This is a genomic window from Streptomyces sp. NPDC005423, assembly GCF_040606415.1.
GTDB lineage: Bacteria > Actinomycetota > Actinomycetes > Streptomycetales > Streptomycetaceae > Streptomyces.
In genome coordinates this window covers 139965-160339 of record NZ_JBEXET010000004.1, presented here as the reverse complement: position 1 = coordinate 160339, position 20375 = coordinate 139965, and the positions used below count along the sequence as shown (strand labels likewise).

Below are 20375 nucleotides of genomic sequence, written 5' to 3'. Positions count from 1 at the left end.
CGGCCCGATGACTTCGGCAGGGACGAACTCGGCGCGCGGACAGCCGACTTGGGGAAGCCATCGCCTGACGCGGCGGTGCGCCCGGGCCTTCCGCGCCGATCCGACCGGAGGTGCGCCCCCTCCCCCGATTCGGGTCGCCGACCTCGGGTACCCGAGCCTCCCGCGACAAAGCACGATGGACGAAGGGGTGGACGGTGGCGGAGAAAGACACGCAGAGCGAGCGGGGTGAGGGGCGGGACGCACGGACCTCGGTGACGGTCCTGATCGCTCTCGGCGCCAATGTGGCGATCGCGCTCGCGAAGGCGGCCGCGGGGCTTCTGGCCGGTTCGCCCGCGATGCTGTCGGAGGCGGCGCACTCGGTGGCGGACACGCTCAACGAGGTGTTCCTGCTCGTGGCGGTACGCCGGAGCAAGCGCCCCGCGGACGAACAACACCCCTTCGGCTACGGCAAGGAGCGCTACTTCTGGGCGTTGCTCGCCGCGGTCGGCATCTTCGTCATGGGTGGCTGTTTCTCCATGTACCAGGGGATCCAGGCCCTGCGTACGGACGAGCACGAGACCATGACGGGCTATGTGGCGGGGCTGGTGGTCCTCGGCATCTCGTTCTTCGCGGAGGGCACCTCCCTCGCCCGGGCGCTGCTCCAGGCGCGGCGGGAAGGGGCGGCCGACCCCGCGGTACGGACCGTGATCGCGGAGGACACCAGCGCCGTGGCCGGCGTCCTCCTCGCGGCGGCCGGCATCGCGCTGCACATGACCACCGGAAACGTGGTGTGGGAGGGCGGCGCCTCGATCGGTATCGGGCTGCTGCTGGTGTACGCGGCCTACCGGCTCGCCCGCGAGGCGAGGGACCAGCTCATCGGCGAGGCCGTCGACCCGGAGCTGACGCGCGGGATCAAGTCGTTCCTCGCGGCCCAGCCCGAGATCGACACCGTGGCGGGCCTGCTCACCATGAAGCTCGGGATGGACTCGATGCTCGTGGCCGCCCGGATCGACCTCGTGCCCGGCATCGACAGCGAAGAGGTGGAACTCGTCTGCGTCCGCATCAAGCGGCGGATCACCGAGAAGTGGCCCGAGGCCAACCAGGTCTTCCTCGACATCACCGAGGCGCCGGGCCCGGAGGAGAAGGCCCGCTCAGCCGGCGTCAGGTCCCGTTCCGACGTCGTCGGAGCCGGAGTTCTCGGCGCGGGCACGGGCCCACAGGGGGAGCACGAACCAGCAGAGCACGAACCAGCCCACCATTCCGGTCACGGTCCAGGCGGCGGTTGAGTTGTGGAGCGCCACCCGGAGGATCAGCAGCAGGGCGCTCGCCATCGTGCACAACAGCAGGAGCAGTCCGAGAACGGTCAGCCGGGAGGCGTAGCGGACCGTCTCCGGCTTCAGCCGCCGTCCGGTGAGCATCCGGTGCAGAGCCACCGGGCCGATCAGCGCGCCGGTCGTGGCGGCGCCGAGCACCACGGTGGTCAGGTAGATGTTCCGGTCGAGGGGCGTGAGGGTGGTGAAACGCTGCTGGAAGACCACCGTCAGCAGAAAGCCGAAGAGGATCTGCACGCCGGTCTGGGCCACCCTCAACTCCTGGAGGAGTTCCACCCACATCCGGTCGGCCCGCTCCTCCTCGGTCTCGTTCCGCCCACGGTCCGGTGACCGTTCGAGCTCGCGCACCACAATCGCTCCCCTCGATGACCAACTTTGATCAGCTCTTTACCCCCTCTCGGTCGACTCAGGCCCGGACCCGGAGCGGGTGCTGTTCGCCGCCGTCGCGGCGATGTTGCGGGCCATGCCGCCGAAGACGACCGCGTGAAAGGGGGAGACGGACCACCAGTAGGCGTGGCCCAGCAGTCCGCGGGGGTGGAAGAGGGCGCGCTGGCGGTAGCGGGTGCGGTTGTCGCCCTCCGTCTCCGCGTACATCTCCAGCCAGGCGAGGCCCGGCAGCCGCATCTCCGCCCGGAGCCGCAGCAGGTGGCCGGGAACGATCTCCTCGACCCGCCAGAAGTCCAGCGAGTCGCCGACCCGCAGGTGTTCGGCGTCACGCCGGCCGCGGCGCAGACCGACCCCGCCGACGAACCGGTCCATCAGGCCCCGGACGGTCCAGGCCAGCGGGAAGGAGTACCAGCCGTTGTCGCCGCCGATGCCCTCGATCACCCGCCACAGCTCCCGCGGCGAGGCGCGGACCGACAGTTCGCGCTCGTCCTGGTAGAGGCTGCCGCCCGCCCAGTCCGGGTCGGTGGGCAGCGGATCGCTGGGCGCCCCCGGCACCGCGGCCGACGACCACCGCGTGGAGACCTGCGCCTCCTGCACCCTCCGCAGGGCCAGGGCGAGCGCCGCGTCGAACGGCAGCGGCCGGCCCGGCGCGTCGGGCACGTAGCGGGCGATGTCGTGCTCGTGGCAGACGACCTCGTGGCGCAGCGACTCGGTGAGCGGCCGGGCGAGCGAGGCGGGCACCGGCGTGACGAGACCGACCCAGTGGCTGGAGAGCCTCGGCGTCAGGACCGGGATCGGCACGATCAGCCGCCGGGCCAGTCCCGCGACGACGGCGTAACGGCGCATCATCTCCCGGTAGGTGAGGACGTCCGGGCCGCCGATGTCGAAGGTTCGGTTGACGTCGTCCGGCATGGTGGCAGACCCCACGAGATAGTGCAGCACGTCCCGTACGCCGATGGGCTGGGTGCGGGTGTGCACCCAGCTCGGGGTGACCATCACCGGCAGCCGCTCGGTGAGGTACCGCAGCATCTCGAAGGACGCCGACCCCGAGCCGATGACGACCGCCGCGCGCAGCACGGTGGCGGGCACCGGCGCCGCCAGGAAGATCCGCCCCACCTCGGCCCTGGACCGCAGGTGGGGGGAGAGCGAGGCTTCCGGCACGCCCCTCGGGGTGAGTCCGCCGAGGTAGACGATCCGCCGCACCCCGGCCGTCCGGGCCTGCTCGGAGAAGACGCGCGCGGCCTCGCGGTCGGTGTCCTCGAACCCGGCGCCGGTTCCGAGGGCGTGCACCAGGTAGTACGCGACGTCGATACCGCGCATGGCCGCGCCGACCGATCCGGGGTCCGTGACGTCGCCGCGGACCGTCTCGACGGCGCCCGCCCACGGATGATCACGGAGCTTCTCCGGCGAACGGGCCAGACACCGTACGCGATGGCCGGCCTCCAGCAGCTGCGGCACCAGACGCCCGCCGACGTAACCGGACGCCCCGGTGACGAGACAGCGCAGCCCCTCGGATGCGTCGTCGCCGCGTTCCTCCGTGCTCACGATGGTGCCTCCCACGTTCTCCGACGCCGTATCCCTGTCCGCCTGTCCTCAGATCATGGCCGCATGGGGAGGAGGCCGCGCGGTACGGCGAAGGGGGTTCGGCCGCGCGAAGACAGTTCACGCACCGGGCCGCCGCGTGGCTCGCCTCGCGGGGCATCGACCCGTTCCTCGACATCGGCACCGGCATCCCCACCGAGCCGAATCTGCACCAGAGCGTCCAGGAGATCACGCCGACGGCGAGGGTCGTCTACGCCGACAACGACCCGATCGTGCTCCGGCACGCGCAGGCCCTGCTCTCCAGCCGTTCGGAGAGGCCACGGACTACCTCCAGGCCGATGTGCGGCAGCCGGCGGCGATCCTCCAACACGCCCGCGCCGTACGGGACTTCGACCGCCCCGGCGCGCTGTCGTTGATCGCGCTGACGCACTTCGTCCCCGACGAGTGGGACCCGTACGGCATCGTCCGCAACCTTGTCGCCACCCTGCCGGCGCCCGTCGCCGAGGGCAGCGGCAGCTACACGGCGGTGGCCCGCGTCCGCTGACGCCCCCACCGGTGGCGGTCCCGCCGTTCGGGGGAACGCCGGTGGCCGATGGAGGGGGCACGGCGTGGCGGAAACTGAGGATGGCGCACCCAGGACAACCATTCCGGTGTGATCATCGGACGGCGTCGGGACCTGGGCCCCAGAGGACGGCACCGCCGACTCGCCGTACTGCTTCTGCTGTCATCGTTGTTCACCGCGCTCGCGGGCGTCGGGCCGCCGCCCCCGGCCCGTGCCGACGGCACGGGGGAGAACGCGCTGACGCTGTGGGTGACCGTCAACTCCCGCCCCGGACTTGGGGCGTTACGGCCCGGGATCCGGACCGGGGACCCGGTGGTCAGGACGTACTGGCTGACCAACCGGAGCGGCGCCGACCTCTACGACGTCCGCGTCACCGACCCGGGCCTGCCGGGCGTGGCGATCAGCTGCCCCGGCGGCGACCGGGTGCCGATACTGCGCGGCCTCTCCTCGACCCGCTGCACCGCCGTGACCCGAGCCCGGCCCGGCACCTGGATCGCCGACGTCCGGGCCGTGGGCCGCATCCCCTATCTGGGCACCGACTCGACGGCCGAAGCGCGGTCGGGATACGCGGGCGTCGGCGGCGCCCTCGCACTCTCCGAGACGGTGGCCGTCGACGACGGACTGGCCACCATCCGCTACGACGTGACCAGTTGGGGCAACCGCGTCGTCCACGACGTCTGGCTGAGCGACCCGCTCGTCCCCGCGCCCGGCATCGACTGCGGGGGAGGCAGACCCCTCGTGCCCCGCATCGATCCGGGGCGCTCCGTCACCTGCTGGGCGTTCGTCCACCGGGGACCGGGCGTGTACCTCAGCACGGGGTTCGCCGAGGGAACCGACCGGACCAGCACGCTCGATCGGGCGGGCGGGCTGGTTCCGCCCCCGTGGCTGACGGCACGGTCCTCCGCCGGTTTCACGGTCGCCGCACCCCCGATTCGAGTCACCCAACCGCCGAGACCGCCGGTCCGTCCGACCCCGCCGGTCCGCCCCCCGGCTCCGCCGCCCGCTCCCCGCCCGCAGCCCAACCCGCCCCCGCAGCCCAACCCGCCCCCGCTGCCCACTCCGCCACCGCAGCCGGGTCCGCCCTCGCAGCCCGCCGTGCCCCTGGTCCCCCCGGTCCTCCCCGTGCCGCCCGGCCCCCCTTCCGGACCGGCCCCGCTGACCCTCCCACCGCCCGCGGCAGCGGAGCCACCGGGGGCGGGCGCGGGACCTGGCGTCGGTGCGGGTGCGGGTGCGGGTGCGGGTGCCGGCGTGGGTGCCGCCGCCGGCACGGGTGCCGTTGCGGGCACTGACGCGGGCGCAGCCGCAGCCGCCGGAGCGGGCGCCCGAACAGGCGCGGACACGGGCGTGGGCAGCGGGACCGGCACGGGCGCCGGCACCGGCACAGGCACAGGCGGAGGCGCCGGCACCGGCACAGGCACGGGCGGAGGCACCGGCACAGGCGCCGGTGTTGCCACAGGCGGGGGCACCGGCGTCAGCGCGGGCGCCGGCGCTGCCGTAACCACCGGCACCACGACTGGCGCGACCGCCGGTACGACCGCCGGTACGACCGCCGGTACGGGCGCCGGAGCGGGCGTGAACACCGGCACCACGACCGCCGCGGGAACCACGACCGGGACCGGCACCGGCACCACAACCGGCACTGGCACCGGCACAACCACCGGGACAGCCAGCTCCACGGGCACCACCACCGGCACCACGGGAACCACTACCGGCACCACCGGCACGACCGGCGCCACCCCCGTAACTCCCAAGCGCCACGCGCCCGTTGCCCACACCATCCTGGGCCGGTTCTACCGGGCGGGGAAGGGTCCCACCGGACTGGGTCTGCTCAGCGCGCTCTTCCTCGTCCTCATCCCCGCGGCGATCGCCGCCGCCGTCCTCGGCTCGCGACGGGGGTAGGAGCCGCCGCTCGGGCCGCCGCACCGTACGTACGCCGACAGGAGGCACCCCGCCCGTGATCGAGATCATCGCCATCGTCCTCGGCGTCTCCCTGCTCGCCGCCGGGTGCGTGCTCGTACGGCACCGCTTCTGGCCACCGGCCCCGGACGAGGAACCGCGGGAGGACGTGGCGGAGTACATCTCGATGATGGTCGGCGTGCTGTACGCCCTGGTCCTGGGGCTGGCCCTGGTCTCCGTCTGGGACTCCCGCTCCAGTGCCGAGGACCATGTGCAGACCGAGGCGAGCGCAGCCCACCAGGTGTATCTGCTGGCCGACGGACTGCCGGCCGACGGTACCGAGCGGCTGCGCACGGCGATGACGGCGTACGTCCAGCACGTCGTCGGCGCCGAGTTCCCGCTGATGACGCGGGGACAGGCGCTCGGCATGGACGGCTGGACGCTGCTGCACCGGGTGCGCGCCGCCGACCAGGTGCCCGACAACGCGACGCCCGCCCAGCAGGCCACCGTGCAGGAGGTGCTCGCGCAGCTCAGCACCCTGGACGACGCCCGGCGCGGGCGGGAGGCCGACGCTGTCAACAGCCTCTCCCCGACGCTCTGGTTCGGGCTGATCGTCGGCGGGACGCTCACCGTGGCGTTCATGTTCATGTTCGGGGTCAGGCGCAGCTTCACCCACGTCGTCATGGTCATGGGCCTCACCGCGCTGATCACGTTCACCGTCCTCCTCGTCTACCAGCTGAACCTGCCGTTCAGCGGTCTGCTCGCGGTGGACTCCTCGACCTTCACCCGGTACTTCCCGCACACCTGACGCGTGCGCGCCGCGACACCCGGATGCACCGTCGACGTGCGACGGGTTCGCACCCGGCCGAAGATGACCGAGTGCGGCACGGCTCGCGCACGCATCCGCATTCCCTCACCCCGGGCGGTCATCACCATGGACTTCCTCACCGCGTACGACGCGGTCCCCGAGCCGGACTCGGCGCGACGGATCGCCCTGCTGCGCGCGAAGACGGCCACCGACCGGGCCGGACTCTTCCGTGAACTGCGCGCCGCCCGGCCGGTGTTCGCGACACCGCTCGGTCTCTTCGTCACCCGGTATCCGGACGTTCTGGAGGTGCTGTCCACCTCGGAGTCCTTCACGGTCGGGGTCTACGGACCCGCCCTCGAAGACGCGCTGGGCGCCCCCTTCGTCCTCTCCCGTGACGGCGCCGACGTGCACTGGCGCGAGCGCGGATACGGGCAGGTGGTCCTGGCGCCCGAGGACGCGCCCCGGGTACGGGCCCTGACCGCCTCCCTCGCCGACGAGGTGCTGGACACCGCCGTGGCCGCCGCGGCGGAACGCGGCAGCGCCACCTTCGACCTGATCGAGGAGTACGCCTGCCGGGCGGCGGCCCGGGTCGCCGCCGAGTACCTGGGATTCACCGGCATCCCGGAGGAGACCCTGCACACCTGCACCCGCTTGATGCAGTGGGCGTTCGCCGCCAACCCGTCCGGCGACCCGGAGATCCAGATGGCGGGTACGGCCGCCGGCAAGGAACTGCACGACCGGGTGGCCGCCGTCATCACCCGCCGCCGCGCGACCGCCGACGGCTCCGGCGACGTGCTCGGACGCATGCTGCGCACCCGTCTGCCCGCCGAGTTCGGGTTCGACGACGAGCGCGTCAACGCCAACCTGGTCGGCTACCTCACGGGCTACCAGCAGAACGCCACCCAGTGCACGGCCACCGCGCTCAAGGAACTCGCTCTGCGCCCCGAGGTGCTCGCCGAGGCCGAACGGGCCGCCGCCGAACCCGATCCCGCGCGCTTCGACGCGTACGTCTGGGAGGCGCTGCGCTTCCACCCCTTCGTGCCCGCCACGCCCCGGCTGTGCGTACGCGAGCACGTCCTCGCGGCCGGAACTCCCCGGCAGACGACGATTCCCGCCGGTACCCCCGTCGTGGCCTCGTTCTACTCGGCGATGTTCGACGAGGAGGTGATCGAGGCGCCCACCGAGTTCCGCACCGACCGGCCCCCGGCCCACAACCTCGTCCTCGGCCACGGCGCACACGACTGCCTCGGCAGGTACGCGGCCTCCGTCATCGTCCCGGAGCTCGTACGGCGGGTCCTGCTGCGGCCGGGCATCCGGCCGCAGCCCGGCGCCGAACAGGCGATGGACTACGCCGGCACGCCGTACCCCCAGCACTACGCGGTGACGACCGAGAGAGCGCGAGCGGAGCGCCCATGACCGGCACCACCTCGCGGACCGGAGCCGAAACGGGCGGCCGGGACGCCTCCCGAGACGGGCTGCGCAACCGCTTCGAGACCCATCTGCTCACCCACTACGGCCCGCTGTGGCGCGCGGTGCACCACCGGCGCGGACTGCACCGCCGGGTCAACTCCGCCCTCACCGACCTGGCCGTGCTCAAGGCCCCGGCCCGTCCCCACCCGCTGAGCACCAGGAGCCCGTACACCTCCTGGTCGTCGCTGACCGACCGCTCGTACGTCGGACGCCACCTCCCGCCGGACACCGCCCGGCGCCGCGGGCGGCCGGACGTGGAGACGGTCACCGAGCTGTTCCGGCGCGGCGGTCCCACCCGGTTCTGCGCACGCTCCAGCGCCCTGCTCCCCGCGTTCGCCCAGTGGTTCACCGACGGCTTCCTGCGCGGCCACGGCGCCACCGGCGATCCGCGCAGGACCGACTCCCCGCACACCCTCGACATGTCCCAGCTGTACGGCGACAGCGAGGCCGCCGCCGCGTGTCTGCGCACCTTCGAGGGCGGGCGGATGAAGAGCCGTACCGTCGGCGGGGGAGAGTTCCCGCCCGCGCTGTGCGAACAGGGGGAGATCAAGCGGGAGTTCGGGGCGCTGCGACCGGTCCGGTTCGACGAGGTGCCAGACCGGCTGCGGGACACCCTGTTCGCCTGCGGCGGCGACCGCGTGCACGCGCACATCGGGCCGATGGCGATGAACGTCCTCTTCCTGCGCGAGCACAACCGGGTGGCCGGCCGGCTCGCCGCCGCGCACCCGGAGTGGGACGACGAGCGGATCTTCCAGACCACCCGCAACACCCTTGTGGTGATGATGATCCGGGTGATGCTGGAGGAGTACATCAACCACATCACGCCGTACCACTTCCGCTTCGTCCTCGATCCGGTCCGTACCGACCGCGGGGTCTGGCACCGGGAGAACTGGGCGACCATCGAGTTCAGCCTCGTCTACCGGTGGCACAGCCTGATCCCGTCGAGCTACGCCATCGGAGGCCACGACGTACCGCTGGCCGGAACCGTCGCCGACGGACAACTCGTCCTGGACCGGGGGCTGGGCCCGCTCTTCCAGGACCTCACCCGTCAGCCGGCGGGCAGATCCGGCCTGTTCAACACCGACCCGCTGCTGCTGCCCATCGAGGCCAGGAGCATCGCCGTCGGCCGCGAACTCGACCTGGCTTCCTACAACGACTACCGCGCGTACTACGGCTTCCCGCCGGTCACCGACTGGCGGCAGATCTCCGGTGACCCGCGGGTCCGCGAGGCGCTGAGGGACACCTACCGCGCCGTGGACGACGTCGAGTTGTTCGTCGGGCTGTTCGCCGAGGAGCCCGGTCCCGGCGCTATCTTCGGCCGGCTGCTCGAACGCGTCATCTCCGTCGACGCGTTCTCCGAGGCGCTCAACAACCCGCTGCTGGCCCCGCGGTTGTTCGGGCCGTCCACCTTCTCGTGCGAGGGCATGCGGATCATCCGCGAGACCCGTGACTTCTCCGCGCTGGTGCACCGCAACCTGCCTGAGGACGACGGCCGTTACGACATCGCGCTGTCGACGCCCGCCGCCCGCGCGCACGTTGACTCGGCGGAGAGACAGCCCGCGAGGGCCTGAACGACCGGACGGGCAGCCTCGCCGTCCGTGCGGCGCCGCCTCAGCCGGGCAGCGCGCGGGGGCGGGCGGCGCGGGCGTGGGCGTCCATCGCGATGGCCGCCGCGCGCAACTGACCGGCGGCGACGAGACAGGCCGACGCCTGCTGTTCCAGGACGGGCCCGCTCCACTCCGGTGGGTCGTCCAGGGCGCCGAGGGCCCTGGCGGTGGTGCGCAGGGTGTGCGCGTACTCCTCCATCCTGGTCGCGTCGCCGCGCAACGCGTCGGCGAGTGCGGGGAGTCCGCCGGGGGCCACGGCGGGCGCGCTCCGGTCCGGAACCTCGGTCACCATGTGCCTCACCTGGTCCTCTGTGCCTCGGGGTCGGTGTGTTCAGCGCGGCAGTTCGGCGCCGGCGCTTCGGTGTGCCATGAAGTCGCGGCAGGTCAGCACGGAGCGCGGCCGGGCGGAGTCCAGCCCGAGCCGGCGCAACTGCTCAGCCAGCGGGTGCGACCCGGTGCCCACCCGCAGGCGGACGCGCGGCGCCGGATGGACGCGCGGCCGCCCGTGGGTGCGGACCTGGATCCGCAGGGTCCTCTCGCCCCGGCGGCCGTAGAGCACCCAGTCGGCGTCGGGACAGCGGGCGCCGGGACCGAGTCCGCCCGTCAGCCGGATGCCGGACTCCCCGGTTCCGGCGTCGATGCCGCGGCCCGGCAGGTCGACGTCGACGGGTGCCACCGACGCCCGCTGGCCCCACACTTCCTCGGCGACCGCGCGGGCCTCCTCGGTGGAGACGGTCAGCCCGACCACGTAGCGGCCGGTGCGCCGCAGGTCGACGCGGCGTGCCAGGTCGAGGGCGAGGTCGTAGGGTCTGGGCCGCCAGAGGTCGTTGACGATCACCGACAGCCCGATCTCGCTGTACGGGCCGATCGTGGTGCACCGGTGCTCGTAGACGGAGAGCACGGCGAGCGCCCGCCGGCCGAGGCGGGCGGGCACCATCCAGGTGACGTCGGGGAGCAGACTCCTGGCCGCGTCCGGGTCGACGGGGAAGAACGCGTGCGCCGCGGTGGAGTCGTAGTAGCGCACCGGGGTGTCGACCGGACCGGCGGAGGTCGTCACTGGGGCGGTGGGCACGGTCAGGAACGGATAGCCCTGCGGCGGGTGGGCCCGGTCCTTGAGCTGGTAGCACTCGGTGCGCAGCACTTCGCCCCGGTAGGGCGCCAGCGCCTCGTCCACGTGCCGGGCGGCCTCCGGGATCACCGTTTCGAGATCCCTGATGTAGGTGCCGAGCATGTGGCTGAGGGGGAACTCGTGGGTGGTGCCGGTGTAGTCGACCTCGTACCAGTCCGGGTGCGGATCGAAGGCCGTACCGGCGCCCCTGCCGTCGAGGACGGGCACGATGTCGTGCTGGTTGGTGATGGTCGCCGCCCAGGTGCGCGGATCGGCGGGCTTCTTGTTGTCGACCGGCGAGCCGACGGCGACGACGTGCGTGACCCGGTAGGCGCGGCAGAACTCCTCGCTCTGGGCGAGGTTCATCACGGCGATGCCGCCCTCGCTGTGCCCGATCAGCGCGACCTCAGCGCCGCGCGGAATGCCGTACTGCCCGATGGCCAGCAGGATCGACCGGGTGTACGGCGAGTCCGGCATGAACAGGTTGCGCCAGGCGCCCACGAAGTCCTGCGGGGAGTCGTTGCGGGGGCGGCCCGGAGCCATCCCCGGCGCGTGCACGACGTGCCGGACCGTGCCGTCCGGGCCGCGGACGTCCTGGAGGAGGACCCGGCCGTCGGTGGACAGCAGGTCGATGTTGCGCAGGAACCCCAGGAACGAGCCGCGGTCCGCCAGGCGGCCGGACTCGTGGGCCGTGAGTTCGACCGGGTCGGCCGCGCCCTCGCCCCGGTCGAGCTCGCAGACGTAGGCCGTGTTGATGCCCTTGATCGGATCGGCGCTGAGCACCCGGCCCGTCGCGAGCGCCCAGCCGGTCTCGTCGTTCATCGGGTCCTCGTCCAACAGCGCCCGGATCGCGAGGACTTCGGCCATGACCGGGGCGAGCGCGGAGAGTGCCCGCTGGGCTCCCTGGTCCTTGAACAGGGCGCGCAGCGCCCGCAGCGACGCCAGGTCGCGGTCGGCCGTCACCGCGTTCATCAGCCGCCGCATGCCGGCGTGCCGGGCGAGTTCGGGGTGGTCGAGCAGGACCGCGGCGATCCGCAGCCGCAGTGAGGCGACGGCGACCAGCGCGGCGAGACTCTCCCGGCCCAGGATCTCGCCGCCCTGGCCCAGCCGGCGCCCCACCCCGCGCTCCGCCGTGATGGCGGAGCCGAGGCCCTGTCCGCTGGTGAGGACACGCAGGACGGCCCACTGGGCGGGCAGCCCCGCGCGCGGATGCCGGCGCGCGGAGGAGCGGAACTCCGGGTTCAGGAACACGGCGGTGGTGCGCGCGGAGACGGCGCGGATACCTTCGGCGACGGCGACCACGTCACGGGCGCACCGCCGCAGCGACTCCCGGGCCTCGCGGTTCGCTCCCGCCGCGACGGCCGGGGGACCGTCCGCCCGCGGCGACCCCTCCGTGTCGGTGTGCTCGGCCATCGCGATGGTCCCTTCCCCGGCCGGGCATCGCCTCGACCGGGGCCCGTGCTGCGGAACCCCATCCTGGACAGGTCCGCACCCCCGCGCACGCCGGGAGACAGGGGTACGGCTGGTGCGTACGGGTGACCACGCGGGGGCCGTGCCGTCCCGTCCGCGCCCGCCGCGCCGGACCGCCGGAACCTCCCGCCGACTCCACCGGCGGGCTCCCGGGACCGGGCACGGCCGTGGCGGCCCGGACCCTACGACCGGTCGCCGCGCCACGCCACCGGATCCGGGCGCCACCCGGGCGCGCACGGCCGCACAGCCCCGCCCGCCGCCGGCCGTCCCCGCTCACCACCGGTCCGTCGCCGTCCTGCCGAACGGCCGTTGCTCCGGCAAAGTGATCGTCAGGAGCGCCCCGCGCGTCCCGCGCCGTCCCGTCCCCGTCCAGGAAAGCCCAGCGAACGAGAGCCGCCCATGCCCGCGTCCCCGCCGCCCGCCGTGCCCACCCTCCGCCAGCCGCTGCCCGACACCGTGCCCGTCGGCCTTCCGCTGCGCACCGGCTATCTCGTACTGCTCGTGGTGCTGCCCCTCGTCGTCCTCGCCGCGGCGGTCCCCTACGCCTGGGGGTGGGGCATCCACGGCCGGGACGTGGTGCTCGCCGTCGGCATGTACGCGGTCTCCATCCTGGGCATCTCCGCCGGCTACCACCGCCACTTCACCCATCTGTCCTTCAAGGCGAAACGCCCGCTGCGGATCGCCCTCGGCCTCGCCGGCGGCATGGCGATGGAGGGACCGGTGTCGATGTGGGTCGCCGAACACCGCCGCCACCACCAGTACTCCGACCGCGACGGCGACCCGCACTCCCCGTGGAAGTACGGCACGAGCCGACGCGCGCTGACCAAGGGGCTGTGGCACGCGCAGGTCGGCTGGTTCTCCTCCTCGCCGGTGCGCTCCAACTACCCGCGCTACGTCCCGGACCTGCTGGCCGATCCGGACGTCCGGCGGCTTGACCGCTGGTACTGGGCGATCGCCGTCTTCTCCCTGCTCCTGCCGCCGGCGCTCGCCCTCGCCTGGACCCTGGACTGGCACGCCGCCGCCTCGGCCTTCTTCTGGGCGAGCCTCGTGCGGTACGCGGTGGTCCACCACGTCACCTGGTCGGTCAACTCCGTCGCGCACGCCTTCGGGCCGCAGCACTACACCTCCCGGGACCAGTCGAGGGACGTGCGGTGGGTGGCGGCGCTCACCTTCGGCGAGGGCTGGCACAACCTCCACCACGCCGACCCCAACAGCGCACGCCACGGCGCCCTCAAGGGCCAGCCCGACCCCACGGCACGGCTGATCGCGCTGTGGGAGAAGCGCGGCTGGGCCTACGACGTGCGGTGGCCCGACGAACGTCGCCTCGCCGCCAGGAGACTGCCCACGGGACCACCCGACCGGGCGGACACGGCGTTCGCGGGGGACGGGGCGGACACGGTTTAGGTGGCGCGGGCCCGCCTTCGGGAGCCGGACGGCGGCGCCGGGTGGGTTTTCTTGACGAACCAACCCCCTTCCACGACTCTGCGCCGAACGAGTCACTGCCCCCGGGGACGGCCACGTGCTGACCGGACAACCATGAGGTCGCACGAATAATCCGTCCATAGATCCAGCGAAGGCGTACCGGTGAGGCGGGGACCCGTGGCCGTCACCGGCCTGGGGCTGATCACCCCGGCCGGGATCGGGGAGAAGGCCACCTGGGAGGGGCTGAGCGCCGGCTGTTCCACCGCGGCCACCGATCCCGACCTCGACGGGCTGCCCGTGGCGTTCTCCTGCCGCGTCCCCGACTTCGACGTCCGGCGGCAGCTGGGGCACCAACGCGGGCGCCGGTTCGACCGGTTCACCGCCCTCGCGCTGCTCGCCGCCCGGGAGGCCGTGGCGGACGCGGGCCTCGCGGCCGGTACGCCGGTGGGGCCGCGCGTGGGTGTGGTGATGGGGGTGGGCACCGGCTCGATGCAGAGCTGGCAGGCCGAGTTCGACCGGCTCGCGGACCGCACACCCACCCGGATCTCGCCGCTCGCCCTCTCCCGCAGCGTGCCCAACATGGCGGCCGCCGAGATCGCCATCGACCTCGGCGCGACCGGCCCCAACATGGTCGTCTCCACCGCCTGTGCCTCCGGGACCAGCGCTATCGGGCTGGCCCGGGAGTGGCTGCTCTCCGGCGCCTGTGACGTGGTGATCAGCGGCGGCAGCGAGTCGGCGCGGCTGCGGATGACGGCCGCCTGCTTCGCCCAGATGCGGGCGCTCTCCGGCCGCGCCGGCGCTCCGGAGGCCGCCTCCCGCCCCTTCGACCGCGACCGTGACGGGTTCGTCCTCGGTGAGGGAGCCGCCGTTCTCGTGCTGGAACGGCCCGAGGACGCCCGCTCCCGCTCCGCCCGGGCCCGGGCCTACGTCGCGGGCTTCGGGGCGAGCTGCGACGCGTACCACTTCACCGCACCGCACCCGCGCGGCGACGGTGCCGCCCAGGCGATCCGTGCCGCACTGGCCGACGCGGGCCTCTCGCCCGAGGACGTCGACCACGTCAACGCCCACGGCACTGCCACCCCGCGCGGGGACGCCGCCGAGTACTACGCGCTGCGCCAGGTGTTCCACCGTCCGCCGCCCGTGACCGCCCTCAAGGGGACCATCGGACACGCCATCGGTGGCGCCGGGGCCATCGAGGCGGCCTGCACGGTGCTGTCCCTGGAGCACCAACTCATCCCGCCCACCGCCAACCTGGACCACCTCGACCCCGAGATGGAACTCGACGTCGTGACCAAGTCACCCCGCTCGCAGGCGATGCGGGTGGCGATCAGCAACTCCTTCGGGTTCGGCGGACAGAACGCGGTGCTGGCCTTCACGGCCGCCGAGTGACCCCCGGCCGACCGACCGGGGCGCCGGGCGTTCGCGTGAACTCCGTTGACGAGTTGAGCAGTTGCGGGGCGGTGTCCTCGTCGTGCCGCGCCGCATCCGTCCGTTGCCGGACACGGGAGCGGGCGGCGCCCCGAACCGCGCCGGCCGTGGTGCCGCCGACCGCCGCCGAGGTGCCGCCCGTCGGCACTGGTGCCGGGGCTCGGTGAACCCTTCGGTCAGACCGTGCCCGAGTCCTCGACGAGGATTTCCTTGGAGGTCTTGCCGCTGCCGGAGCCGAGCTTCTCGATCTGCCGCACGAGGTCCATGCCCTCGACGACCTCACCGAAGACGACGTGGGCGCCGTCCAGCCAGGAGGTGACGGCGGTGGTGATGAAGAACTGGGAACCGTTGGTGTTCTTGCCCGCGTTCGCCATGGAGAGCAGGCCGGGCTTGGTGTGCTTGACGGTGAAGTTCTCGTCGTTGAACCGCTCGCCGTAGATGCTCTTGCCGCCGGTGCCGTTGCGGCGCGTGAAGTCGCCGCCCTGGAGCATGAAGTCGGGGATGACACGGTGGAAGGGGGACCCCTTGTAGCCGTAGCCGTGCTCACCGGTGGCCAGCTCACGGAAGTTCCGCGCGGTCTTGGGCACGATGTCGTCGTAGAGCTTGAAGACGATCCGGCCGGAAGGCACGCCGTCGATGCTGATGTCGAAGTAGACGTTGTCACTCATGACCTGATCATCCCATGGGTCACCGCGGCTTCGTCGCCCTCGTGGTCCGACCGGGGCAGGCGCGGCTCCGTCCGGGTGGCTGTCAGGCCCGGGCCGCGTCGCGTACGGCCTGGGGAGCCTTCTTGTCGAGGGCGACGCGGACCAGGGCCGAGGCCAGGACGGCGGGCGGGGTGTCGCCGGCCAGGCGCAGCAGGGCGACGGGGGTGGTGGGCAGTGCCAGGGCGTCGGCTCCTTGCAGCGCCTTGGCGTCCAGGAAGGGGGCGATCCCGGGCCAGACCGCCTGCGCCTCCCGCAGGAAGATGTCCGCGCCGGCCGGCCCCAGCCCGGGGAACTGCTGGAGCAGGCGCCGCAGCGCGGCCGTGTCGTCGCCGGCCTCGTCCCGCAGTCTCCGCAGGTCGCCCCCGTAACGCTCGATGACGAGCCGCGCGCCGTCGCCGAGCTGGGTGGCGGTGCGCTCGTCGTAGCGCCGGTAGCCGCCGCGGCCGAGCGCGTCGACCCGCTGCTGCCAGGTCGCCCCGGCCGTCCGGCGCGGGTCGCGCATGCCCGCGGCGGTCAGTTCGCGGGCCGTGGCGACCGCGATGTCGGCTCGGATGCGGGCGCTGAGCAGGGACGCGAGCACCAGCAGCTGGTACAGCGGCTGCGGGGTGTCCTTGAGGCGGATGCCCGCCTCGGCGGCGTAGGTACGGCCGTAGCCGTCCAGCAGCGCGCGCATCACGTCTCGCCGGGTGGTCGTGGCCATCCGCTCTCACCTCCGACTGCCGCGTTTCCGCTGCGGACCGGACGAAACAGGGGGACTGTGGGGGTTTGTCCGCGCCTCAGGCGTGTACGCGGACTCCATGACCGAGTCGAAGCGCGAGACAGAGCGGAAGTACGAAGTCCCCGCGGCGGACGGCACCGGATGGCTGCCCGACCTCACGGGCGTCGCCGGCATCGAGTCCGTCGTGGACCAGGGCATCGAGGAGCTGGACGCGGTGTACTACGACACCGACGACCTCCGCCTCGCGGGCGCCTCGGCCACGCTCAGGCGGCGGACGGGAGGCAGCGACGCGGGCTGGCACCTCAAACTGCCGCTCACCGCGGACAGCCGGGAGGAGGTGCGGGCCCCGCTCTCCGGCACCGTCCCGGACGCGCTGCGCGACCTGGCCCTTTCCCGCAGCCGGGGGGCCGAACTGAAGCCGGTCGTCCGCATCCGTGCCTCGCGAGGCGTACGCCGGCTCGTCGGCGCCGACCGCACGGCCCTCGCCGAGCTGAGCATCGACGTGGTCCGCGCCGAGCCCCTGCACGGTGACGCCACCCCGGCCGCCTGGATCGAGATGGAGGTGGAGGTGGCGACGGATACCGACCCCGGTTTCCTGGACGCCGTGGAGAGGACGCTGAGTGAGAGCGGTGTCGGCCGCGCGCCCACCCCCTCCAAGCTCGCCCGCGCCCTGCGGGAGACCGGGCTGAAGGCGTCGCGCGCGCCGGAGGAACACGCCGGGACCGTGGTCCCCGGGTCCGCCGGTGACGAGGTCCGGCGCTACGTGGAAGCCCAGGTCCGCGCCCTGGTGGACCTCGATCCGGCGGTACGGCGGGAGCGGCCCGACTCCGTGCACCGGATGCGGGTGACCTGCCGCCGGCTGCGCAGCGTCCTGCGCTCCTACCGCCCGGTGCTGGACCGGGCGGTCACCGATCCGGTCCGCGAGGAGCTCAAGTGGCTGGGGAGCCGTCTCGCCGACGCCCGCGACCAGGAGGTTCTGCTGGAGCGGTTCACCTCGCGGATCGAGGCGCTGCCCCCGGAACTCCTCTTCGGCCCCGTCTCCGCGCGGCTGCGGGTGTGGGACGTCGGCAGTGCTTCCGACGCCCGGCGGCGCACGCTCGACGCCCTCGGCTCCGACCGCTACCTGGCCCTGCTCGACTCCCTGGCGGCCCTGGCGCGACGGCCGCCGCTGCGGGACACGGCCGCCGGGGACGCGCGCAAGGTCATGGGCAGGGCGATCCTCAAGGAGTACGGCCGCCTCGAAGGCCGGGTGGCCCACGCCCTGGAGCTGCCGCCGGGTCCGGCCCGTGACACCGCCCTGCACCAGGCCCGTAAGGCGGCGAAGAAGACCCGGTACGTCACCGAATCTGCGTGCGAGCCGCTCGGCAGACCCGCCGAGCGGTTCGGGAAGCGCGTCAAGAATGTGCAGAAGGTGCTCGGCGGGCACCAGGACAGCGTCGTGGCGCGGCGAGCGCTGTGGAAGCTGGCCTCGGCGGCGCAGTCGGCGGGCGAGCCCGGTTTCGTCTGGGGACTGCTGTACGGCCGGGAGCAGGCCGCGGCCGACGCGCGCGAACGCGAGCTGCCGGCCGCGTGGGCCAAGGCGTCGCGGCCCAAGTTGCGCAAGACGTTCGGCAGTTGAGCCCGCCGAGCGCCCGGGCGTCAGGCCTGGGTGTCGATCCCGGTGACGACGGCGGGGCCCAGCGGGGCGTCCGACTCGGAGACCCCCGCGGCGGCGAACGCGGCCGTCACGGCCCGCTTGGCCCGGTCCTCCGCGCTGTGGCTGTCGTCCGCCTCCACCTCCAGCCGGACCCCGAACGTGCCGTCGTCGTTGACGGAGAGGATGTCGAGGTCCTCCGCCCGCCCCAGCGGCGTCCGCTGCGGGTCACCGGGGCGCAGCCGGGCCTCGATGGTGGAGCGTGCCGCGTCCGTGGGCTCGCTGAGGAAGGTGCCCGGGACGGTGATGATGTACGTGGTCATGCGTTCTCCTGACTTGAAGCGGAGCGGCCGTTGACCGAGTACCCCGAAGAGGGCCGAGTTGTACATGGTGTGCCGGATCGGCCGTACCCGGCGACCGCTCCGGACCGCGCACGGCCCGCGAGGATCAGGGGAGATCGCGGCGCATCGCGTCGGCGACGAGCTCTCCGATGAGGACAGCCGTCGCCGCCGGGCCGCGCAGGGGAGGGGTGGGCAGGATCGAGGTGTCCGCCACCCGGAGGCCGTGGACACCGTGCACCCTGCCGTGGGCGTCGACGGCCGCCGTCGGATCGCCGGCGGAGCCCATCGGGACCGTGCCGCAGGTGTGCTGGGAGGTGCCGAGGCGGAGGCGGATCCACCGGTCGAGCAGGCCGTCCTCGGCCAGAACCCGGGGCGTCGGCTCCGTCAGCGGCAGGGAGATCTCCGCGAAGGCGTCGGTGGCGATCAGCGCCGCAGTGGCCCGGACGGCCTCCCGCAGGCGGCGTCCGTCGCCGGCCGTGGCGAGATAGCCGTAGTCGATCGCCGGGGGTGTGGCCGGGTCGGCGGAGCGGATGCGGAGTCTGCCGGTGAGGCGCGGGGTCTGTACGCAGACGAGGAACGGGAAGGGGGCGCCGGGGACGGACACCTCCCCGCCGACCAGCCCGGACAGGGGGACCAGCGACTGAAGGATCTCCAGATCGCCCGCGGGACAACCCCCCACCGAGGACAGGTGCAGCGCGCCGCCCAGCCAGGAGTCCACGGGTGCGGGCAGCGGCGACCGGGGCGCCCACTCCACCACCACCTGGGGATGGTCGCCGAACCGGGCCCCCACGGCCGGGACGTCCGCCACGACGGTGATGCCGAGGCGCTCCAGCTCGCGGGCCGGTCCGATGCCCGACAGGTGCAGCAGATGGGGCGAGGCGAAGGCCCCGGCACAGAGCACCACCGTGCCGGCCGCCACCACCGAGCGGTCTCCGGCCCGCTCCACCAGCACGCCGGTCGCACGCCCCCCGGTCATGACCACCCCGCGCACGACGCTGTCACCCTCCACCGTGAGGTTCGGGCGGTCGAGGGCGGCCAGGAGATGGCTGATGCCGGTGTTGAGGCGCACTCCGTCCACGGCGTTGATGGGCACCGGTCCGAAGCCGGGCGCCCCCTCGGCGTTCTTGTCCGGCTCGTCCGGGAAGCCGCGTTCGCGCGCGGCGGCCCCGAACGCGGCGCAGGCGGGGTGCAGCAGTTCCGTGCGCCGGACCCGCACCGGTCCGCGGTCGCCGTGCGCCGGGTCGGCGCCGTGGTCGAGGTCGGTCTCCAGGGCGCGGAGGAACGGCACCGCCCGCTCGTACGACCAGGCCGCGCCCGCCGCCGCCGACCAGCGGGCGAAGTCCTCGCGGCGGGCCCGGACGAAGTACCCCCCGTTCACCGTGGTCGAGCCGCCCAGGAAACGACCTCGGACGGCGGTGTACGGGTGTTCCGGGGTGAGGCGCACCGGCCACCGTCGCACGGCGGGGTGTCCGGGCCGGGCGCCGGGGACGAGACGCGCGTCCAGCAGATCGGGGGCGAACCCGCGGCGGTGCCGTGGCACCGGGCCCGCCTCCAGCAACAGCACCCGGCGTCCGGGGTCCTCGCTGAGCCGCGCCGCGAGAACGGCGCCGCTGCCCCCGGCGCCCACCACGACCACGTCCGGACGGCTGATCCCCTCCATGAGCACCGGATTGAACGCCTGACGGTCAACGGCTTCGCGCGCCCGTCCCGTTGACCGGGACCGCATCCCGTCCCCGCCCCCACGCCGCCGTTACTGTCCCGGCAACCGACGGCAGCGCTCCGTGGCGTCCGACCTCGGAGTCGCGGAACGACCAGGGACCCAGGGAGAGTTCGTATGAACCAGCTGCACTCCGTCCCGCCCGACGAGGCCAGGGCCCAAGAGGCGGTGGCCGACGACGAGTTGATCGAGGCCGACGACCTCATCGAGGAGATCTCCATCGACGGCATGTGCGGCGTCTACTAGGCC

16 protein-coding genes and 2 pseudogenes are annotated in these 20375 nt (G+C 73.4%); 10 read left to right on the top strand and 8 right to left on the bottom strand.

The features are described from left to right. The first annotated feature begins 194 nt into the window (after nt 1–194). Nucleotides 195–1265: a cation diffusion facilitator family transporter gene (locus ABZT12_RS08550; protein WP_356379463.1), complete on the top strand. Its 1071-nt coding sequence runs from the start codon at nt 195–197 to the stop codon at nt 1263–1265. Here ABZT12_RS08550 and ABZT12_RS08545 read toward each other — a convergent pair. Together ABZT12_RS08545 and ABZT12_RS08540 are read right to left on the bottom strand one after the other, a co-directional pair. Next, a pseudogene (locus ABZT12_RS08545) lies at nt 1179–1592 on the bottom strand (DUF6328 family protein); the annotation flags it as partial. The gene ABZT12_RS08550 and the pseudogene ABZT12_RS08545 sit on opposite strands and share 87 nt — an antisense overlap. A 105-nt stretch (nt 1593–1697) precedes the next feature. Beyond that, nucleotides 1698–3242: an SDR family oxidoreductase gene (locus tag ABZT12_RS08540; RefSeq protein ID WP_356379460.1), complete on the bottom strand. Its 1545-nt coding sequence runs from the start codon at nt 3240–3242 to the stop codon at nt 1698–1700. Nucleotides 3243–3352: 110 nt separating this feature from the next. On the opposite strand from ABZT12_RS08540, the pseudogene ABZT12_RS08535 reads away from it, so the two are divergent. From ABZT12_RS08535 to ABZT12_RS08515, 5 genes and pseudogenes are all read left to right on the top strand, one after another. Beyond that, nucleotides 3353–3729: pseudogene (locus tag ABZT12_RS08535) on the top strand (SAM-dependent methyltransferase); the annotation flags it as partial. A gap of 162 nt (nt 3730–3891) precedes the next feature. Further along, on the top strand, nt 3892–5700 hold the full coding sequence (locus ABZT12_RS08530; RefSeq protein WP_356379457.1) for a hypothetical protein: 1809 nt from the start codon (nt 3892–3894) through the stop codon (nt 5698–5700). 55 nt (nt 5701–5755) lie between these two features. Next, on the top strand, nt 5756–6505 hold the full coding sequence (locus ABZT12_RS08525; RefSeq protein WP_356379454.1) for a DUF4239 domain-containing protein: 750 nt from the start codon (nt 5756–5758) through the stop codon (nt 6503–6505). Between the two features lie 63 nt (nt 6506–6568). Beyond that, complete coding sequence (locus ABZT12_RS08520; protein ID WP_356379451.1) at nt 6569–7921, top strand: cytochrome P450; 1353 nt, start codon at nt 6569–6571, stop codon at nt 7919–7921. Further along, nucleotides 7918–9546: a peroxidase family protein gene (locus ABZT12_RS08515; RefSeq protein ID WP_356379448.1), complete on the top strand. Its 1629-nt coding sequence runs from the start codon at nt 7918–7920 to the stop codon at nt 9544–9546. The genes ABZT12_RS08520 and ABZT12_RS08515 overlap by 4 nt, the downstream gene beginning before the upstream one ends. 40 nt (nt 9547–9586) lie before the next feature. Here the strand turns inward: ABZT12_RS08515 and ABZT12_RS08510 are convergent, their stop codons facing one another. Both ABZT12_RS08510 and ABZT12_RS08505 read right to left on the bottom strand, forming a co-directional pair. Further along, nucleotides 9587–9874: a hypothetical protein gene (locus ABZT12_RS08510; protein ID WP_356379445.1), complete on the bottom strand. Its 288-nt coding sequence runs from the start codon at nt 9872–9874 to the stop codon at nt 9587–9589. A gap of 39 nt (nt 9875–9913) precedes the next feature. Beyond that, nucleotides 9914–12103 carry an acetoacetate decarboxylase family protein gene (locus ABZT12_RS08505; RefSeq protein ID WP_356379442.1) on the bottom strand — a complete coding sequence of 730 codons (2190 nt, stop codon included), beginning with the start codon at nt 12101–12103 and terminating at the stop codon, nt 9914–9916. Nucleotides 12104–12559: 456 nt separating this feature from the next. On the opposite strand from ABZT12_RS08505, the gene ABZT12_RS08500 reads away from it, so the two are divergent. Together ABZT12_RS08500 and ABZT12_RS08495 are read left to right on the top strand one after the other, a co-directional pair. Next, nucleotides 12560–13564, top strand: a complete 1005-nt coding sequence (locus ABZT12_RS08500) for an acyl-CoA desaturase (RefSeq protein ID WP_356379438.1) — start codon at nt 12560–12562, stop codon at nt 13562–13564. A gap of 195 nt (nt 13565–13759) precedes the next feature. After that, entirely contained in the window at nt 13760–14971 is a 1212-nt protein-coding gene (locus tag ABZT12_RS08495; RefSeq protein ID WP_356379435.1) for a beta-ketoacyl-[acyl-carrier-protein] synthase family protein, read from the top strand. A gap of 215 nt (nt 14972–15186) precedes the next feature. On the opposite strand, the gene ABZT12_RS08490 is transcribed toward ABZT12_RS08495, so the two are convergent. Next, the gene (locus ABZT12_RS08490) at nt 15187–15678 is read right to left on the bottom strand and encodes a peptidylprolyl isomerase (protein WP_356379432.1); all 492 of its coding nucleotides are present in this window, start codon (nt 15676–15678) and stop codon (nt 15187–15189) included. Nucleotides 15679–15760: 82 nt separating this feature from the next. Further along, on the bottom strand, nt 15761–16417 hold the full coding sequence (locus tag ABZT12_RS08485) for an endonuclease (RefSeq protein ID WP_356379429.1): 657 nt from the start codon (nt 16415–16417) through the stop codon (nt 15761–15763). Nucleotides 16418–16514: 97 nt separating this feature from the next. Between ABZT12_RS08485 and ABZT12_RS08480 the strand changes: the two genes are divergently transcribed. Next, on the top strand, nt 16515–18053 hold the full coding sequence (locus ABZT12_RS08480; protein WP_356379427.1) for a CYTH and CHAD domain-containing protein: 1539 nt from the start codon (nt 16515–16517) through the stop codon (nt 18051–18053). A 20-nt stretch (nt 18054–18073) separates the two neighbouring features. Here the strand turns inward: ABZT12_RS08480 and ABZT12_RS08475 are convergent, their stop codons facing one another. Then, nucleotides 18074–18391: a hypothetical protein gene (locus ABZT12_RS08475; RefSeq protein ID WP_356379424.1), complete on the bottom strand. Its 318-nt coding sequence runs from the start codon at nt 18389–18391 to the stop codon at nt 18074–18076. Between the two features lie 124 nt (nt 18392–18515). Then, the gene (gene mftG / locus ABZT12_RS08470; RefSeq protein ID WP_356379421.1) at nt 18516–20069 is read right to left on the bottom strand and encodes a mycofactocin system GMC family oxidoreductase MftG; all 1554 of its coding nucleotides are present in this window, start codon (nt 20067–20069) and stop codon (nt 18516–18518) included. A 174-nt stretch (nt 20070–20243) separates the two neighbouring features. Here mftG and mftA point away from each other — a divergent pair, with 174 nt between their 5' ends. Continuing rightward, entirely contained in the window at nt 20244–20372 is a 129-nt protein-coding gene (mftA, locus tag ABZT12_RS08465; protein WP_356379418.1) for a mycofactocin precursor MftA, read from the top strand. The last annotated feature ends 3 nt before the right edge of the window (nt 20373–20375 follow it).

Bases quoted from the DNA above. Each gene is read 5' to 3' on its own strand.
- ABZT12_RS08520 (WP_356379451.1), top strand. From the start codon at position 6,569: ATGACCGAGTGCGGCACGGCTCGCGCACGCATCCGCATTCCCTCACCC.
- ABZT12_RS08510 (WP_356379445.1), bottom strand. From the start codon at position 9,874: ATGGTGACCGAGGTTCCGGACCGGAGCGCGCCCGCCGTGGCCCCCGGC.
- ABZT12_RS08475 (WP_356379424.1), bottom strand. From the start codon at position 18,391: ATGACCACGTACATCATCACCGTCCCGGGCACCTTCCTCAGCGAGCCC.
- ABZT12_RS08500 (WP_356379438.1), top strand. From the start codon at position 12,560: ATGCCCGCGTCCCCGCCGCCCGCCGTGCCCACCCTCCGCCAGCCGCTG.
- ABZT12_RS08505 (WP_356379442.1), bottom strand. From the start codon at position 12,103: ATGGCCGAGCACACCGACACGGAGGGGTCGCCGCGGGCGGACGGTCCC.
- ABZT12_RS08480 (WP_356379427.1), top strand. From the start codon at position 16,515: ATGACCGAGTCGAAGCGCGAGACAGAGCGGAAGTACGAAGTCCCCGCG.
- ABZT12_RS08490 (WP_356379432.1), bottom strand. From the start codon at position 15,678: ATGAGTGACAACGTCTACTTCGACATCAGCATCGACGGCGTGCCTTCC.
- mftG (WP_356379421.1), bottom strand. From the start codon at position 20,069: ATGGAGGGGATCAGCCGTCCGGACGTGGTCGTGGTGGGCGCCGGGGGC.
- ABZT12_RS08515 (WP_356379448.1), top strand. From the start codon at position 7,918: ATGACCGGCACCACCTCGCGGACCGGAGCCGAAACGGGCGGCCGGGAC.
- ABZT12_RS08485 (WP_356379429.1), bottom strand. From the start codon at position 16,417: ATGGCCACGACCACCCGGCGAGACGTGATGCGCGCGCTGCTGGACGGC.
- mftA (WP_356379418.1), top strand. From the start codon at position 20,244: ATGAACCAGCTGCACTCCGTCCCGCCCGACGAGGCCAGGGCCCAAGAG.